Below are 17,128 nucleotides of genomic sequence, written 5' to 3' on the forward strand. Positions count from 1 at the left end.
TCGGCCGTCAGTGGTTGGCGGTCAATAAGCGATTTTGTTCAAATAAAACACATTCCTTCTCCCCCTCGTGTTCGGGTCTCCGGCGGCATTCACAATGCGCTGTTCGCCCCAGGCGAGGTAGAAATTGTCGTACCAGTAGTCGATGTCGTCGGTGCTGGTTTTGCGGACTTTGTCGCCTTCGACGTAGGTATCGTTCGGGATCACACGGTCGCTGTCGATGACCTGGTCGCCTTTGATGATCTTGCTACGAATGGCGCCGTTATGACTGTAAATCAGCTTGGAATTGCCGTTGTTGAAGGACTGGACCTTGATCTTTTCCTTCAATTCCATGCTTTTTACATTATCGAAACTGATGCTGTTGTCCCAGTTCAGGTTACCGTTCTGGTCAATATCCGCGATTACGGCGTGGGTGTAATTGAAACCGTCGAAAACCTGCGAGTTATAGCCCCGGCCTCCGTACATCGGGTTCCAGAGGTAAGGGTTGTAAAGTCCCATTCCGAATGGGTAACCGTAGCCGCCGTACCCGTAACCGAAGCCGCCCATCATACTCGGATTCTGGTAGCGGTATTCCGGATAGAAAACCTCCGCCACAAGCAGGTAATTGGAAGCCTTGGGTACAACGTCGTGTACCAGCAGGCGATAGTTCAGTTTCACGTCGTCGCCGCTTTCTTTTTTCTTACGAATGCGCTTCTCCATTTTCTCCTGCTGGCGTTCGCTCATGAAGTTGAAGAAGTTTTTGAAATCGGTAAAACTGTGGTATTTAGTGAAAACAGTTTCTTCACCAACGATTTTGCTGATGTACAAACCCTGAGAGGCTGCCATGGTGCTGCTTTGCATATTACGGTAGCCATAAGTACCGATCACAATGCGAACCGAATCGTTCAACACTTGCAAACGGCCGCTGAGTAAAGAGAAGTCGTCCTCAGGATCGACGCTCACCTGCGTGTAAAGCTCACCGGTTTCTTCATAGGAACGCGCTACGATTTTGGTCTGCCGGCCTTTTTTAACCGCAAAACACACATTCACTAAATGCTGCGCCGTATCCACTTCCACGGTTTGAATGGCGTTAGATCCTTTAATGGCCGAAGGTAATACCCTGGTTTGCTGTGTAGTAAGCTGGGTATGGATCAAAACCGGTTCGTTACGGACCATTCCGGCCATGAAAACGGAGTAGCCGAGCGTCTTGAAATCGGTAATCTCAAAACGATCGACGGTATTAATGGTAAAAGTCTCCACGAAACCCGGGCCGACATTGACCTTCACAATCTGGTACAATGAGCTCCGGTATTTGCTGAAAAGCAGGAAAACGGCCTGCCCGTCGTAGGAGGAAGCGATGTAATCGAGGTTCGCCTCGATCGGGCCGTCGATGGACCACACCCGTTCGAGATTCGTATCGAATTTCTGGACATTGAACGTGCCTTTGTCGGGCTTGGAAATGAGCAGTACGCCCTGTTTGCCGAGCGGAACAGCCTGGTAGGCCGTGTTACCTGGCAAAGGAAGTTCAATCCGCTTCACTCCCTGGGCAAAAACTTGCATGCCCAGGAAGAGTAACGGTAAGACCAGTCCAAAAATGGATCGCTTATTTTTTGTCATGTGCCAGGGCAACGATATGGTCGAATTCTTCGCGTTTGACCGGTACTACCGACAGTCTCGACAAGCGGACGAGGTCCATTTGTTTCAGGAGTTCATCCTTCTTGATCTGTGCGAGCGTAACGGTGCCGGGAAATTTCTCAACGGGTACTAGGTTCACCACCACCCATCCCGGTTCGTTGGTAGTAGGGTCGGGGTAATGCTCCTTTGAAACCTTGGCCAGCCCAACGACCTCCTTACCCTCGTTGCTATGGTAAAACAGCACGGGATCGCCCACTTTCATCGCCATCAGGTTGTTGCGTGCGGCGTAGTTGCGGACGCCGTCCCACATACCTTCGCCCTCGGCAACGAGGTGGTCCCAGGAGTATTTAAATGGTTCTGATTTTACAAGCCAATGGTTCATTCGTACGTATTTGTAATGGTAGTAGTTAAAATGTTAATCTTTCCCGACTAAATCAAGGGAATTTCGGGAATTTGCTGAAATCAGGTGTTCTTTTTTCCAAAAACGAGCGCTGGCCTTCTTTCGCTTCTTCGCTGAGGTAGTAGAGGAGTGTTGCATTGCCTGCGAGTTCCTGGATACCGGCCTGCCCGTCGAGCTCCGCGTTGAATGCGCTTTTGAGCATCCGGATCGACAGCGGGCTTTTTTCCTGGATTTTTTTCGCCCATTCCAATGTAACCGGTTCCAGGTCTTCCAAAGGAACGACCTTGTTCACGAGGCCCATTTGCAATGCGTCCTGCGCGTCGTACTGGTCGCAGAGGAACCAGATCTCGCGTGCCTTTTTCTGACCTACCACACGGGCAAGGTAAGATGCGCCGAAGCCGCCGTCGAAGCTGCCTACTTTCGGGCCGGTTTGTCCGAAACGCGCATTTTCCGCCGCAATGGTAATGTCGCAGATCACGTGCAGTACGTGGCCGCCGCCGATCGCCCAGCCAGCTACCATCGCGATAACGGCTTTGGGAATGGAGCGGATCATTTTTTGAAGGTCGAGCACGTTCAGGCGAGGCACATGGTCATCGCCGATGTAGCCGCCGTGGCCGCGTACCGACTGGTCGCCGCCGGAGCAGAATGCCTTGCCGCCTTCGCCCGTGAGGATGATCACGTCAATGCGCGGATCTTCGCGGCAGATGTGCATCGCGTCGATCATTTCGGTAACCGTAAGCGGGGTGAATGCGTTATGCTTGTGCGGGCGGTTGATACTGATTTTGGCAATTCCTTCGTGAAGTGTAAACAGGATTTCTTCGTATTCTTTAATGGTTTCCCATTGAACTGTATTGGACATAAATCAGATTGGTAAGTTTGAATTAAATGCAATGCGACGGCTCGAAACGGGCGGTTGGTCATTGCCTGAATGCGCGAAATTACTCATTGTTTGGGTTAGGTTCAAAAACAAATGAATAACTTTCCACCGCATTAAAAACGGGCTATTTACAACCCGGAGTAATGAATCCGCAGAAATTACAGGTATGATCTGGATAACGGGCAAAACGCTTTGGCAAACGCAGAAAAGGCCAAGAAATCCCTATTTCGCACAGGCTTACGACTTTATGAGTAAGTGGCTGGAAGGCAATGAAGAATTTGTGCTGCATACCTCCGGCTCGACCGGAATGCCCAAGCCCATTACCGTCACGCGCGGGCAACTGCAAGCGAGCGCGGCCATGACGGGTAAGGCGCTTGCGCTCGGGAGCGGTACCCGTGCGCTCGTGTGCCTGAACGTGGGCTACATTGCCGGGCTGATGATGCTCGTGCGCGGCATGGAGCTGGATTGGGAACTGACAGTCACCGAGCCTGCTTCCAACCCGATTGCCGGGCTGGACCATGCAGAATTTGACTTTGTAGCCATGGTACCGATGCAATTGCAATCCATTCTGGAAAATCCGGCCACCAGCAATCAGGTGAATCGGTTGGGCAAGATATTGCTTGGCGGCGCGCCGGTCGGCCTGGCACTGGCAGCGCAGATCAAAGGTCTGGATGTGCCGGTTTTCCAAAGTTACGGTATGACGGAAACCGTGTCGCATATTGCATTGAAGGCGTTGAATGGCCCGGCGGCGAACGATTCGTATGTTTTTCTGCCCGGTATTGAATTCGGTACCGACGAGCGCGGATGTCTGTTTGCTTCCGGCTCTGTTACCAATGGACAAAGGGTGCAGACCAATGATTTGGTGGAGATAAACGGCAATGCATTCCAATGGATAGGGCGGGCGGACAATGTGATCAATTCGGGTGGTGTAAAAATTGTACTCGATCAAGTCGATCAGCACATTGCATTGGTTTTCCTTGATCTGGGTATTTCAAATGCTTTTTTCTGCTGGTGGGAAACGGACGAGAAACTGGGACAAAAACTGGTGCTCGTGATTGAAAAAGCATTGCATCCCGATCGTGCGGGAAAGCTCGCGGCAGAAATTAGAAGCCGTATTTCGACCTATCAGAACCCGAAACATATTTACTTTGCAGAAGCGTTTGCCAAAACCGCAACGGATAAAATTGACAAACGCGCTACATTTCAACAGTTTTTAAAATCTTCGAATGGATAAGAATCTTCAAATACCAGGTCAGTACGTTATTCGCTTTCAAACCGCTCCGGTCGTTCCGGCGCCATTTGCCCATTTTTATACCTTGAAAATGGATATTCAATCGGCACAGGAGCTGCGCGTGGATTTTGATATTGTTTACAACGACCGTTTGGAGCTCACCGACGATGAGATTTATGACGAAGGTTTCACGAAAGACGATGACTACAAATGGAAAGGCAGCTTGCCCGCGATCTGGATCGATGAGTTCGCGGATATTCTCGCATCTTCCAAAATCATTCGCAAGCGCGAGGAAAGCGAGTTTGAGGATTTTATTGAAATAGAACTCGACGAGGACGACAAACGGGTGACCATCTACCCGGTCGATAAGGAACGCTGGTCGTACTTTTTACAGGAAATGATGCAGGCAATCTTCGAAACGGGCGGCCGTGAAAAGCCCTTCGAACTAAGCTACGTCGACATCGATAATGACGCAAAAACAACGATCGACCTGAAAGCGTCGTTTGGCAAAAAGGAGTTTACATTAAGCAAGAATGCAGGTACGGCCCGTAAACTGGACTGGAACCAGTTGCAGAAAATAATGGACACGATTTACAAAGCTGAATTCGTGCCCGATAATGCTTCCGAGAGCAAGCCGTCCAAGAAAGGTAAATACATTACAGCTGGTGATGGCTTATGGTACCAGCTAGGCGTGGCGGTTTTGGAAACAACCAACAAAAGCAAAGACGTCGCGAAGATCGAGGCGTTATTCAACACGCTTTCGAAATAACAATTACTGACGGTATTGGCTCAGCTCCATTTGTAATTCGTCCACGAGCTGGGCCACCCGTTCCAGTGAAGGCTGAGGTACAGGCATTTGTACGCTTACGAACGCCTTCACTTCCCACACTTCCAGCACATCCTGCAAAGGAATTTCCAGTTCTTCAATCGATGCATTATCGGACGTCAGCAGCAAAACCCCCGCTGTTTTTACCTGGTTGAATACATTTCTGTAAATCAGGCCGTGACTTCTTAGCAGGAAAACATATTGCATTCCGTCTTTGATATCGTACCAGTTGCGGATGAACGTGCCTACCAGAATAGAGCCGGGATAGGTGAAATCCTCACCGCTCTCGAATGCCCGGTAATAGCCAGACGGCAGCGTTGGCAGCTGAAAAAGCGGCAGGCTGTTTAAATAGCCCGGATTTTGAAAGTTGGCAATGTATTCGGCCTGCTTGTTGCGTGCTACCCATTGAATGGTAGGGAAGTGTTGCGCAGGCTGCTCAACCGCCGCATTGAATTGCGTGTTTTGGTATTGGTTATTGAATGTAGGAATGCCCGCGGTCGGTTGCTGAAACGCCGCTGCCGGTTGCTGGAAAACCTCCTGCTGAGAGCTGGTTGATCGGGACGCGGTTGGTTGAGCTGCACGCGGTTGCGGCTCCGACCGATTATATGGCACTGCCTGCGAGCTGGCCGCATTGAATTGCTGCACCGGCTGGGGCGCCCCCGGCTGAGGCGCGGCTGAATGCGGGTTCTCACCACTTACCGGTTTCAAATTGATCTGCCTCGAAACCTGCCGGAGCGGCTGCTCGGGCTGTTGGTATGTTTCAATGATTTTGGACAATGGCTGCGGCTCCGTGTAGCCGGGCGTACGCGTGGGCGTAGGCTGGGGCATACCCGAGTGGGAAACGGTCATTTGCCGCGAGGTTGTCAGTGGAAGCGACATTTCGGGCGTTTCCCTTAGTTTTCGCAGATCATTTTTTAGCAAATTATCCACGCTAACGCCGAATGCGGCCGCCATGTTTTTGAGATTAGTAAGGTTGGGATTGGCCCTGGCTTCCTCGTAAGCGCCCAGTAACGACCTCTTGATCGCGATCTTACGGGCAAACTGTTCCTGCGTCAGGCCGTTCAGCCTTCTTAGATACTTGATGTTGTTGCTGACGATGCTCATAGTACAACCGATCCGTTCAAACTGCCTACTAATTGACAAATCTTTTAGTAAAAAACGAATTGAGCAACTTTCTTACCTGTTTTTTTAAATATTTAACATAAAAAAGCCGGATCGTCAGGTTTTGCTTAATTCCTGATGATCCGGCGTTTACGGAAATCGCTATTTTACCTCGATTACCATCCTTCGGCGGTCGGCCGTCAATGGTCGGCGGTCATTTACTTATAAATCTCCTTCTTGGCAGCCTTGAATGTGTTGGTTAGCAAACCACAAATGGTCATCAGACCCACACCACCGGGTACCGGGGTAATGAAGCTTGCTTTCGGTGCCACGTCGTTGAAGTCGACATCGCCTTTGATCGAGAAGCCGCTTTTCTTGGTAGCGTCGGCAACGCGGGTAATGCCTACGTCCACCACGACGGCACCTTCCTTCACGTAATCGGCCTTCACGAATTCAGGACGGCCCAATGCGACGATCAGGATGTCGGCCGATTGGCAAATCTCTTTCAGGTTTTGGGTTTTGCTGTGGGTAATGGTTACCGTTGCATTGCCAGGGTAAGTGTTGCGCTGCATGAGAATGCTCATCGGCAAGCCCACGATCTGGCTGCGACCGATTACTACGCAATGCTTGCCGCTTGTTTCGATTCCCGCGCGGATAAGCATTTCGAGGATACCGAATGGCGTTGCGGAAATGTAGGCAGGCAAGCCTTTGCACATTCTCCCGACGTTGATCGGGTGGAAACCGTCCACGTCTTTGGCAGGGTTTACCGCTTCCATGACGGTGTTTTCAGAAATATGTTTCGGCAATGGCAGCTGAACGATGAACCCGTCCACATCCGGATCGTTGTTCAGTGATTCTACGGCTTCGAGGAGCTGGGCCTCGGTAATGTCTGCTTCGAAGCGCAGCAGGGTAGAGGTGAAGCCGATTTCCTCGCAACTGCGGATTTTGGAGGCTACATAAGTTTCGCTCGCGCCATCCTGGCCTACGAGAATCGCGGCCAAATGCGGCTTCTTGCCACCGCCGGCGACCCATTGTTCGACTTCGGCCTTGATTTCAGATTTTATTTGGGAAGAAATAGCTTTCCCGTCGAGTAGTTGCATTGATTATTCAGGTAATAAATATTTCTTGATCAGAGTTTGCATTCCGGTAGTTGCCTTTTCCTGAATGAAAATCATGTTGGATTTTAAGGTAATGTCCGGTTTGACCGGGTCTACAATGTAAATGCGTCTGCCGATGGGAACATGATGTACAAGCCCCGCCGCCGGGTACACCGCCAGCGACGTCCCGATCACGAGGAACATATCCGCCTGTTCGGTCACATCCACGGCCGTTTCCATCATCGGTACTTCTTCACCAAACCACACGATATGCGGCCGCAACTGGCTTCCCAGCTCGCACAGATCGCCCGTTTTGAGCTCCCAGCCCTCCATATCATACACCAGTTTCGGATCTTTCGTGCTCCGCGATTTGAAAAGCTCTCCATGCAAATGAATTACTTTCGTGGAGCCCGCTACTTCGTGCAGGTTATCGACGTTCTGTGTCACGATCGTCACATCGAAATGCTTTTCAAGCTCAGCCAGCGCATAATGCGCCGCGTTGGGCTTCACATCCGCCGCCTGTTTCCGGCGCTCGTTATAGAAGTCGAGCACCAGCTCCTGATTACGGTTCCAGCCGTCGGGTGTGGCCACGTCCTCGATGCGGAAATTATCCCAAAGCCCATTATTATCTCTAAAAGTACTGATCCCGCTCTCAGCGCTGATCCCTGCTCCGGAAAGTACAACCAGTTTCTTCATGGGCTTTTTCGTGTTTATCGTGGACATTTGTTTTAAAACGCCACGATCAGATTCGTGGCGGTGTTATTTTTTCGCCGCTTTTTTGGCGGCCGGTTTTTTTGCCGCTGGTGCCTTGGTCGCCGCCGGCTTTTTCGCCCCGCGCCCGGCAGGTTTATCCGGCGTTTCCGCCGCCAGTTTCAATACTTGTTCGTATGTCAGCGAAGCGGGTTCGGTGCCTTTCGGGATTTTGACATTCTTTTTGCCAAATGCAATGTAGGGTCCGTACCGTCCATTCAACACCTTCGCTTCGGGATCTTCCGCGAACTCTTTAATGGTGCGGTTGCTGTCCTGCAAACGTTTTTCTTCGATAATTTCCACCAAACGGTCCTCGGTAACCGCCATCGGATCGTCCGTTTTGGCCAGCGAGTAATATTTGCCGTCGTGTTTCACGTAAGGACCGAATTTGCCGACATTCACGACCATATCCTTCTCTTCGAAGAAACCGACCTGGCGAGGCAGTTTGAAGAGTTCAAATGCTTCATCCAAAGTAATGTTTTCCATCAGCTGGCCTTTCTGCAAACTGGCGAAACGCGGTTTTTCTTCATCCTCCACATCGCCGATCTGTACGTAAGGACCATATTTTCCGATCCTTACCGAAACTTTCTTCCCGGTGGCCGGATCTTCGCCCAAATCACGTGTAGTAAGGCTCTTGTCGATCGCTTCCTCACGGGCTTCGGCTACTTTCTTCTGGAACGGCGTGTAAAAGTCTTTGATCATCTGCTGCCAGCCGAGTTGACCTTCGGCAATGTGGTCAAAGTCTTTTTCGACGTTCGCCGTGAACGAGTAATCGACAATGTCCTGAAAATGGCTTACAAGAAAATCGTTGACCACCATCCCGGTGCTGGTAGGGAAAAGTTTCGCCTTTTCCGAACCGTATACTTCTTTATTGACCTTGCTTTTGATCTGTTCATTGGCAAGGGTGATTTCTTTGAATTCCCTTTCAAAACCCTGACGGTCTTCCTTTACGATATATTCCCGTTTCAGGATCGTCGAGATCGTAGGCGCGTAGGTTGACGGGCGCCCGATCCCCATTTCTTCCAGCTTCTTCACCAAACTCGCCTCCGTATAGCGTGGCGGGTTACGGGTGAATCTTTCAGTCGCCTTCATATCCGCCAGTTTCAATATCTGACCGATATTCAGCGGGGGAAGCATCCCCTTTTGTTCTTCATCTTCCTCGTCGCTCGATTCCAGGTACACTTTCAGGAACCCTTCGAATTTTATCACTTCGCCTTGCGCTACCAGCTCTTCGGAAGTGGTTGAAATACCAATGGTCGCCGTGGTACGCTCCAATTGCGCATCCGACATTTGCGATGCGATGGCGCGTTTCCAGATTAGTTCGTACAAGCGCTGCTCGTTGCGGTCGCTGCTGCCTACCAGCGTAGAGAAATCGGTAGGACGGATCGCTTCGTGCGCCTCTTGCGCCGACTCGGACTTGGTTTTGAATATACGGCGGTGATGGTACTCGTCGCCATACTCTTTAGTTATCTGCTGCTTTGACTTATCTAACGCTTCTTCCGACAGGTTTGTAGAGTCGGTACGCATATAGGAAATCTTACCGGCTTCGTACAGGCGCTGCGCGACAGTCATCGTCTGCGCGACCGAAAAACTCAGTTTACGCGAGGCTTCCTGTTGTAATGTAGAAGTTGTAAATGGCGGTGCAGGTGTTTTTTTAGCAGGTTTTACTTCAAGATTGCGGATCGAGAACTCGGCCCCGACACATTTTTCAAGAAACTGGTAGGCTTCCTGTTCGGTAGGGAAGTTTTTGGCCAGTTCCGCATTCAATACTTTACCGTTACCCAGATCGAAATGCGCAGTTACCTTGAAACTGCTTTTTGACCTGAACGCGTCGATTTCGCGTTCGCGTTCTACTATTATGCGCACCGCTACCGATTGTACACGGCCGGCCGATAGGTTCGATTTACCGATCCGGATCTTTTTCCAGAGTACGGGTGAAAGTTCGTAACCCACGAGGCGGTCGAGAATACGGCGTGCCTGCTGGGCGTCTACCAGGGCTGTGTCAATGGTCCGCGGCTTTTCGATGGCATTGCGGAGCGCGGTTTTGGTAATCTCACGAAATACGATCCGCTTGGTATTGTCGGGAAGCCCCAAAGCTTCTTTCAAATGCCAGGAAATAGCTTCTCCCTCGCGGTCATCATCGGTCGCGAGCCATACTTCCGCATCTTTTGCCAGTTTTTTGAGCTCTGAAATGACTTTGACTTTATCGGAGGAGATTTCGTAAGAGGGTTGGAAACCATGCTCAACATCAACACCCATATCATGTTCCGGGAGGTCACGGACATGTCCGAAGCTGGACTTGACAGTGAAATCCTGCCCTAGGTAACTTTCAATGGTTTTGGCCTTCGCCGGTGACTCTACGATCACCAGATTTTTTGACATAACTTTCGATTTAAGGGACCTGGTAGCACTTTGAATGTCCAAATATAGGGCACAATCCGAGAAAAAATCAAAGCACAAATAAAAGCTGACCGAAAAACGGAGTGTGCCGCAGAGCCTCCCGAAGGGGGTGTTTCAAATTATTTTCTCAATATACAGGTTGTCAGAACAAAAAATTTTTTGTGGAGGTTATCTTAATGTACGATTAGAATATACTGGTTTTAAATAGTAGCGAAAATCGGTCGAAATGCCTCCGTATATTCTGTAATTTCGTAGTTTCGCCCGTTTATTGACAACAGATAATCCCAAGATAGTTGATTACTATTCCCATCATGAATATTTATAAGGATTACATCCAGGAGATTGAAGAAAGAAAAACCCAGGGGCTTCACCCGAAGCCGATCGATGGTGCCGAACTGTTAGGAGAAATCATCGCGCAGATCAAAGATTCGGAAAACGAATACCGCGAAGACTCTCTTAAATTTTTTATTTACAACACATTACCGGGAACCACGAGTGCCGCCGGCGTCAAAGCCAGGTTTTTGAAAGAGATCATTCTGGGTGAATCCGTATTAGCGGAAATATCGCCTGCATTTGCGTTTGAATTGCTTTCGCACATGAAAGGCGGCCCTTCCATCAGCGTATTGCTTGACCTTGCATTGGGTGAGGACTCGGAGATCGCGAAGCAAGCTGCGGAGGTACTTAAAACACAGGTGTTCCTCTACGATGCCGATACCGACCGTCTCAAAGAGGCATTCAAGGCGGGTAGTGAGATCGCCCGCGAAATCTTCGAAAGCTATGCGAAGGCGGAGTTCTTTACCAAACTTCCCGACGTTCCCGAAGAAATTCAGATCGTGACATTCATTGCCGGCGAGGGCGACATTTCAACCGACTTGCTTTCTCCGGGTAATCAGGCTCACTCGCGTTCCGACCGCGAGTTGCACGGCCAATGCATGATCACTCCCAAAGCACAGCAGGAAATCAGGTTGTTGCAGGAAGAACATCCCGGCAAAAGCGTGATGCTGATCGCCGAAAGAGGTACGATGGGCGTAGGTTCATCCCGGATGTCGGGTGTGAACAACGTGGCGCTCTGGACTGGTAAGCAGGCGAGCCCATACGTTCCATTTGTGAATATTGCACCGATCGTTGGCGGTACCAACGGCATTTCCCCGATTTTCCTTACAACCGTAGATGTTACGGGCGGTATCGGTATCGATTTGAAAAACTGGGTTAAGAAAACAGACGAGAATGGTAATGTGGTCCGCAACGAAAACGGCGATCCGATCCTGGAAGAAGTTTACTCTGTTGCTACCGGCACTGTTCTTACTATTAATACAAAAACAAAGAAACTGTACAACGGCGAGCAGGAGCTGATCGATATTTCGAAAGCGCTTACGCCTCAGAAAAAGGAATTTATCAGGGCCGGTGGATCATACGCGATTGTTTTTGGTAAAAAAATCCAGACAGTAGCGGCGAAGACCCTGGGCATTGAAGCTACACCTGTATTTGCCCCTTCAAAAGAGATTTCCAATGAAGGACAAGGTCTTACGGCGGTTGAAAAAATCTTCAACAGAAATGCAGTCGGTACCACGCCGGGCAAAGTGTTGCACGCCGGTTCGGATGTTCGTGTAGAAGTCAACATCGTCGGCTCGCAGGATACGACGGGCTTGATGACCGCGCAGGAACTGGAATCTATGGCTGCTACGGTAATTTCGCCGATCGTGGATGGAGCGTACCAGTCGGGTTGCCACACGGCATCGGTTTGGGACAAAAAGGCGCAGGCCAACATTCCGAAACTGATGAAGTTCATGAACGATTTCGGTCTGATCACGGCACGCGACCCGAAAGGGGAGTACCATTCGATGACTGACGTAATCCACAAAGTACTGAACGACATTACCATCGACGAATGGGCGATCATCATCGGTGGCGATTCGCATACCCGTATGTCGAAAGGTGTCGCATTCGGTGCCGACTCGGGAACCGTTGCTTTGGCATTGGCTACCGGTGAAGCATCCATGCCGATCCCTGAATCAGTGAAGGTGACTTTCAAAGGCGACATGAAGGACCATATGGACTTCCGTGACGTGGTTCACGCTACACAGGCGCAAATGCTGCAACAGTTTGGCGGAGAAAACGTATTCCAGGGCCGCATTATCGAGGTTCACATCGGAACGCTTCCTGCCGACCAGGCATTTACATTCACCGACTGGACCGCGGAAATGAAAGCGAAGGCGTCCATCAATATCTCCGAGGACGATACGCTGATCGAGTCACTGGAAATTGCGAAAAACCGCATCCAGATCATGATCGACAAGGGCATGGATAATCACAAACAGGTTCTCCAAGGCTTGATCAATAAGGCAGATAAGCGCATTACGGAGATCAAATCGGGTGAAAAACCTGCATTGACGCCGGATGCGAATGCGAAATATTACGCCGAAGTGGTGATCGACCTCGACGCGATCGTGGAGCCGATGATCGCCGACCCGGATGTGAATAACAAGGACGTTTCCAAAAGATATACCCACGATACGATCCGCCCGATCTCTTTCTACGGCGACGATAAGAAAGTAGACCTCGGCTTCGTAGGTTCCTGCATGGTTCATAAAGGTGACTTGAAAATTGTTTCCCAAATGCTTAAAAATTTGGAAGAACAACAAGGTAAAGTCGAGTTCCACGCGCCGCTCGTGGTGGCAGCACCTACCTATAATATCATCGAGGAGCTGAAAAGCGAAGGCGACTGGGATGTATTGCAGAAATACTCCGGTTTCGAATTCGACGATAATGCCCCGAAAGTAGCGGCACGTACGGAATACGAAAACATGATGTATCTCGAACGTCCGGGCTGTAACCTTTGCATGGGTAACCAGGAAAAAGCGGCCAAAGGCGACACGGTACTGGCCACTTCGACGCGTCTTTTCCAGGGACGGGTTGTGGAAGATTCGGAACGTAAAAAAGGAGAGTCGCTGCTGGCTTCCACACCGGTGGTAGTGCTGTCGGCAATCCTCGGACGCATTCCTAATGTGGAGGAATACAAAGCGGCTGTGGTAGGTATCGACCTAACCAAGTTCGCGCCGCCGACCAAGGCATTGACCAGATAGTTACTGATGGTATAATTGTTGATAAGTGTGAATGTATAAGCATTAATTTAATTACTATGGCATTTGACTTAGATATGATCAAGGGCGTTTATGCCCGCATGGAAGCAAGAATAGAAGCCGCTCGTAAGATTGTAGGGCGGCCTTTGACCCTGGCAGAGAAAATTTTATACTCCCACTTATGGGAAGGCACCGCCACGCAGGCTTACGAGCGGGGTAAATCGTACGTCGATTTCGCACCCGACCGCGTAGCTATGCAGGACGCAACCGCGCAAATGGCGCTTTTGCAGTTCATGCAGGCAGGCCGTCCCAAAGTAGCTGTTCCTTCTACGGTTCACTGCGATCACCTGATCCAGGCCGAAGTGGGCGCTGTGCAGGATTTGAAAAATGCCGTAGATAAAAATAAAGAGGTATACGATTTCCTTTCTTCCGTTTCTAATAAATACGGAATCGGTTTCTGGCGCGCAGGTGCCGGTATCATTCACCAGGTAGTGCTCGAAAACTATGCATTTCCGGGTGGTATGATGATCGGAACCGACTCCCATACGCCTAATGCGGGCGGATTGGGCATGATCGCGATCGGTGTTGGTGGTGCGGATGCGTCGGACGTGATGTCGGGCCTTGCGTGGGAATTGAAAATGCCACGACTGATCGGTGTGAAACTGACCGGTAAAATGAGCGGATGGACAGCTGCGAAAGACGTGATCCTCTGGGTTGCGGGCCAGCTTACGGTGAAAGGTGGTACCGGGTATGTTGTGGAATATTTTGGCGAAGGTGCTGAAAGCCTTTCCGCAACCGGTAAAGGCACGATCTGTAATATGGGTGCCGAAATCGGTGCGACCACCTCGATTTTTGCTTACGATGAAAAAAGTGCAGCATACCTGAGAGCGACGGACCGTGCGGATGTAGCCGATGCGGCGGATCAGATCAAAGGACATCTTCGTGCCGATGACGAGGTTTACGCAGATCCTGCAACTTACTACGACCAATTGCTTGAACTCGATCTTTCGACACTCGAACCGCATATCAACGGACCATTCACGCCGGACCTGGCATGGCCGCTTTCCAAATTCGCTACGGCGGTGAAAGAAAACGGATGGCCGGAAGTGCTTTCGGTAGGGCTGATCGGCTCTTGTACTAACTCTTCTTACGAGGACGTTAGCCGGGCGGCTTCTTTGGCTAAACAGGCTATTGACAAGAAATTGCAGGTTACCTCGGAATATACCATTACACCAGGCTCTGAGCAGGTGCGGTATACAGTAGAGCGTGACGGCTTCCTGGATACTTTCGAGCAAATCGGCGGGGTAGTGCTGGCGAATGCCTGTGGACCTTGTATCGGTCAATGGGCACGTCACGGGGCTGAAAAGGGTGAAAAGAATTCCATTATTACCTCATTCAACCGTAACTTCTCGAAACGCGCCGATGGTAACCCGAATACGCACTCATTCGTTGCTTCTCCCGAGATCGTAACCGCCATGGCCATCGCCGGCCGCCTGACTTTCGACCCGAGGGTTGACAAGCTGGTGAATACCGACGGCGTGGAAGTACTGCTCGATGAGCCGACCGGCCTCGAATTGCCGACCAGAGGATTCGCCGTAGAAGATGCTGGTTACCAGGCTCCTGCCGAGGACGGAAGTAATGTTCAGGTTTTGGTAAGCCCCACTTCCGACCGTCTGCAACTCCTCGAACCATTCGCGGAATGGGAAGGCACAGACCTGAAAGGTTTGAAGCTGCTCATTAAAGCAAAGGGCAAGTGTACAACCGACCACATTTCAATGGCCGGCCCGTGGCTGAAATACCGCGGACACCTCGACAATATCTCGAACAACATGCTGATCGGTGCGGTTAACTTTTATAATGAGAAGACCAACACCATCAAAAACCAGCTGAACAACCAATATGCCGAAGTACCAGCCGTTCAACGCGACTACAAAGCGCACGGAATCGGTACCATCGTGGTAGGCGACGAAAACTACGGAGAAGGTTCATCCCGCGAACACGCTGCCATGGAGCCACGCTTCCTGGGTGTACGTGCGATCCTGACCAAATCATTCGCCCGTATCCACGAAACCAACCTGAAAAAGCAAGGTATGCTGGCGCTGACATTCGTTAACACCGCCGATTACGACAAGATCCAGGAAGACGACACTATCGACATCCTTGGTCTGGAAACATTTGCAGAAGGCCGGCCTCTGACGATTGTGTTGCACCACAACGACGGTACCAACGAGGAATTCCCTGTAAACCACACCTACAATGCCCAGCAGATCGAATGGTTCAAAGCAGGTTCTGCATTGAACATCATCCGCAAGTCGGTAGGGGCATAGGCGGTATATAATTTTATAAGTAATGATGGCTCCTGATAATCGGGAGCCATTTTTTGTGTTGGGCGTTTTGAAGAATGGTGTTTTTAAATTCCAATGGTTTTACGAATTCGCCGACCCGGAGGGATAGGTTGGCTGTGCCGGGTTTTGTGATTTCGGTCGCTCGTAGGGAATGCGTTTTGTTTGACCGCTTTATGATTCCGTCGGCGTGGAAGAATGCGTTTTTTGGCGGCTCCGTGATCCCGTTGGCCCCAAGGAAATTTGTTTTGCGACCGCTTTCACGATTCCGTAGGCCCGGAGGGCCATCCTGTTTCTAGAAAACCAGACCCTCCGCTTTTGCTGGCCCAGCGGGGCCTCCTGTTTGTAGCTACGTGGATACGCCATGGTTCGCCGGCCACCTGCATTTTGTTGTTACATGCCTGACGGCATTTTAATCGTGCGATGAATGCCGCTTTTGCTACCAATGTTACATGCCTGACGGCATTTTAGTCGTGCGATGAATGCGTTTTTGCTACCAATGTTGCATGCCTGACGGCATTTTAATCGTGCGATGAATGTGTCGTTTTGCTACCAACGTTACGTGCCTGACGGCACTTGAATGGAATTATGAGAGACGCAACCTTGCAAGGCAACGACCAATCGCGTTAGCGATGTAACCTTGGTAGTAAAATCAGTGATTCAGTTTTGGGCAAATGCCGTAAGGCATGTAACAACAACGCCTACCCGTGAATACAGGAGGCCCCGCCGGGGCCGGCCAATACGGAGAAATCCGGGTAGCTATAAACAGGTAGCTCCTCCGGAGCGGGAGTTTGCTTACTTAATAAGCGGCTGTTTGCGTTCGCTTGATTTTAATGTGTCGGTGAATGGGCAATTTTGGCACCAAGATTGTGTGCCTGGCGGTACTTGAATGTGGAATGAACGCGGGAGACGCACCTTTACAGCGCAACGACTAATCAAGTTAGCGATGCAACCTTGGTAGTAAATCAGGGATTCAATTTAGGGGCAAATGCCGTCAGGTATTTGATAACAATGCAGCCGACTAGCGAAAGTAGAAAGCCCCAGTGGGGCCTAATGTTTATATGTCTCGTCCTGGAAAAAGTTTACAGTTTAGTTAATAAATCCTGACATAAGTTTACAATCGTTTGCTAATCCTAAAACTGGTTTACAGGTGCTGTTTTTTTAGAATAATAGCTTTTCCATAATTTAGTTGTTTTTAGTGGTTGTTGATGGACTTGGTTTGGCGTCAGGTTCCCAATGCTCATATGCGGCCTTTCATTGTTATACAGATCCACTGCGGTTCTCAGGAATTCCCTGACATCCTGATTTTTAAGGCGGTAAGTATCTAAATATTCATCCTTGATAATCCCGTTGACCCTCTCGGCGATTGCATTTTCCAGTGGGTCGCCGTTTTCGGTCATGCTGATTCCAAAG

Annotated in this window: 12 protein-coding genes; 4 read left to right on the top strand and 8 right to left on the bottom strand. The window is 50.2% G+C overall.

The annotated features are described in order from the left end of the window. Positions 1 to 21: 21 nt before the first annotated feature. The 3 genes from BLQ88_RS02170 to menB are packed head-to-tail and all read right to left on the bottom strand — an operon-like array spanning position 22 to position 2,870. Complete coding sequence (locus BLQ88_RS02170; RefSeq protein WP_229212532.1) at positions 22 to 1,536, bottom strand: hypothetical protein; 1,515 nt, start codon at positions 1,534 to 1,536, stop codon at positions 22 to 24. Positions 1,537 to 1,579: 43 nt separating this feature from the next. Beyond that, positions 1,580 to 1,993, bottom strand: a complete 414-nt coding sequence (locus BLQ88_RS02175) for an EVE domain-containing protein (protein WP_090146235.1) — start codon at positions 1,991 to 1,993, stop codon at positions 1,580 to 1,582. 52 nt (positions 1,994 to 2,045) lie between these two features. Next, on the bottom strand, positions 2,046 to 2,870 hold the full coding sequence (gene menB, locus BLQ88_RS02180) for a 1,4-dihydroxy-2-naphthoyl-CoA synthase (RefSeq protein WP_090146237.1): 825 nt from the start codon (positions 2,868 to 2,870) through the stop codon (positions 2,046 to 2,048). Positions 2,871 to 3,054: 184 nt separating this feature from the next. On the opposite strand from menB, the gene BLQ88_RS02185 reads away from it, so the two are divergent. Both BLQ88_RS02185 and BLQ88_RS02190 read left to right on the top strand, forming a co-directional pair. Continuing rightward, entirely contained in the window at positions 3,055 to 4,122 is a 1,068-nt protein-coding gene (locus BLQ88_RS02185; RefSeq protein ID WP_090146239.1) for an AMP-binding protein, read from the top strand. Further along, positions 4,115 to 4,888 (top strand): hypothetical protein, encoded by a 774-nt coding sequence (locus BLQ88_RS02190; RefSeq protein WP_090146241.1) that lies wholly within the window; start codon positions 4,115 to 4,117, stop codon positions 4,886 to 4,888. Before BLQ88_RS02185 ends, BLQ88_RS02190 begins: the two co-directional genes overlap by 8 nt. 3 nt (positions 4,889 to 4,891) lie before the next feature. Here BLQ88_RS02190 and BLQ88_RS02195 read toward each other — a convergent pair whose 3' ends face one another. The 4 genes from BLQ88_RS02195 to topA form a co-directional block, all read right to left on the bottom strand. Beyond that, positions 4,892 to 6,049: a helix-turn-helix domain-containing protein gene (locus BLQ88_RS02195; protein WP_090146243.1), complete on the bottom strand. Its 1,158-nt coding sequence runs from the start codon at positions 6,047 to 6,049 to the stop codon at positions 4,892 to 4,894. A 215-nt stretch (positions 6,050 to 6,264) separates the two neighbouring features. After that, positions 6,265 to 7,146 carry a bifunctional 5,10-methylenetetrahydrofolate dehydrogenase/5,10-methenyltetrahydrofolate cyclohydrolase gene (locus BLQ88_RS02200; RefSeq protein ID WP_090146247.1) on the bottom strand — a complete coding sequence of 294 codons (882 nt, stop codon included), beginning with the start codon at positions 7,144 to 7,146 and terminating at the stop codon, positions 6,265 to 6,267. Between the two features lie 3 nt (positions 7,147 to 7,149). Beyond that, positions 7,150 to 7,839: an SIR2 family NAD-dependent protein deacylase gene (locus BLQ88_RS02205; RefSeq protein ID WP_090146330.1), complete on the bottom strand. Its 690-nt coding sequence runs from the start codon at positions 7,837 to 7,839 to the stop codon at positions 7,150 to 7,152. A 63-nt stretch (positions 7,840 to 7,902) separates the two neighbouring features. Continuing rightward, a complete protein-coding gene (gene topA, locus BLQ88_RS02210; protein ID WP_090146249.1) occupies positions 7,903 to 10,275 on the bottom strand; it encodes a type I DNA topoisomerase in 2,373 nt (790 codons plus the stop codon). A 329-nt stretch (positions 10,276 to 10,604) separates the two neighbouring features. Here topA and BLQ88_RS02215 point away from each other — a divergent pair, with 329 nt between their 5' ends. Both BLQ88_RS02215 and BLQ88_RS02220 read left to right on the top strand, forming a co-directional pair. Then, the gene (locus BLQ88_RS02215; protein WP_090146250.1) at positions 10,605 to 13,376 is read left to right on the top strand and encodes a bifunctional aconitate hydratase 2/2-methylisocitrate dehydratase; all 2,772 of its coding nucleotides are present in this window, start codon (positions 10,605 to 10,607) and stop codon (positions 13,374 to 13,376) included. Positions 13,377 to 13,432: 56 nt separating this feature from the next. Next, positions 13,433 to 15,700, top strand: coding sequence for an aconitate hydratase (locus BLQ88_RS02220; RefSeq protein WP_090146252.1), 2,268 nt, complete (start codon positions 13,433 to 13,435; stop codon positions 15,698 to 15,700). A 1,148-nt stretch (positions 15,701 to 16,848) separates the two neighbouring features. Here the strand turns inward: BLQ88_RS02220 and BLQ88_RS02225 are convergent. Further along, positions 16,849 to 17,128: integrase core domain-containing protein (locus BLQ88_RS02225; protein WP_143016782.1), on the bottom strand; the 280-nt coding region annotated here is incomplete at its 5' end.

Origin of the sequence: Dyadobacter soli, assembly GCF_900101885.1 — a bacterium.
GTDB lineage: Bacteria > Bacteroidota > Bacteroidia > Cytophagales > Spirosomataceae > Dyadobacter > Dyadobacter soli.

What these genes read in the sequence shown, in the direction of transcription:
- BLQ88_RS02215 (WP_090146250.1), top strand. Translation starts at nt 10,605, where the DNA reads ATGAATATTTATAAGGATTACATCCAGGAGATTGAAGAAAGAAAAACC.
- BLQ88_RS02195 (WP_090146243.1), bottom strand. Translation starts at nt 6,049, where the DNA reads ATGAGCATCGTCAGCAACAACATCAAGTATCTAAGAAGGCTGAACGGC.
- menB (WP_090146237.1), bottom strand. Translation starts at nt 2,870, where the DNA reads ATGTCCAATACAGTTCAATGGGAAACCATTAAAGAATACGAAGAAATC.
- BLQ88_RS02170 (WP_229212532.1), bottom strand. Translation starts at nt 1,536, where the DNA reads ATGCAAGTTTTTGCCCAGGGAGTGAAGCGGATTGAACTTCCTTTGCCA.
- BLQ88_RS02200 (WP_090146247.1), bottom strand. Translation starts at nt 7,146, where the DNA reads ATGCAACTACTCGACGGGAAAGCTATTTCTTCCCAAATAAAATCTGAA.
- topA (WP_090146249.1), bottom strand. Translation starts at nt 10,275, where the DNA reads ATGTCAAAAAATCTGGTGATCGTAGAGTCACCGGCGAAGGCCAAAACC.
- BLQ88_RS02220 (WP_090146252.1), top strand. Translation starts at nt 13,433, where the DNA reads ATGGCATTTGACTTAGATATGATCAAGGGCGTTTATGCCCGCATGGAA.
- BLQ88_RS02190 (WP_090146241.1), top strand. Translation starts at nt 4,115, where the DNA reads ATGGATAAGAATCTTCAAATACCAGGTCAGTACGTTATTCGCTTTCAA.
- BLQ88_RS02175 (WP_090146235.1), bottom strand. Translation starts at nt 1,993, where the DNA reads ATGAACCATTGGCTTGTAAAATCAGAACCATTTAAATACTCCTGGGAC.
- BLQ88_RS02185 (WP_090146239.1), top strand. Translation starts at nt 3,055, where the DNA reads ATGATCTGGATAACGGGCAAAACGCTTTGGCAAACGCAGAAAAGGCCA.
- BLQ88_RS02205 (WP_090146330.1), bottom strand. Translation starts at nt 7,839, where the DNA reads ATGAAGAAACTGGTTGTACTTTCCGGAGCAGGGATCAGCGCTGAGAGC.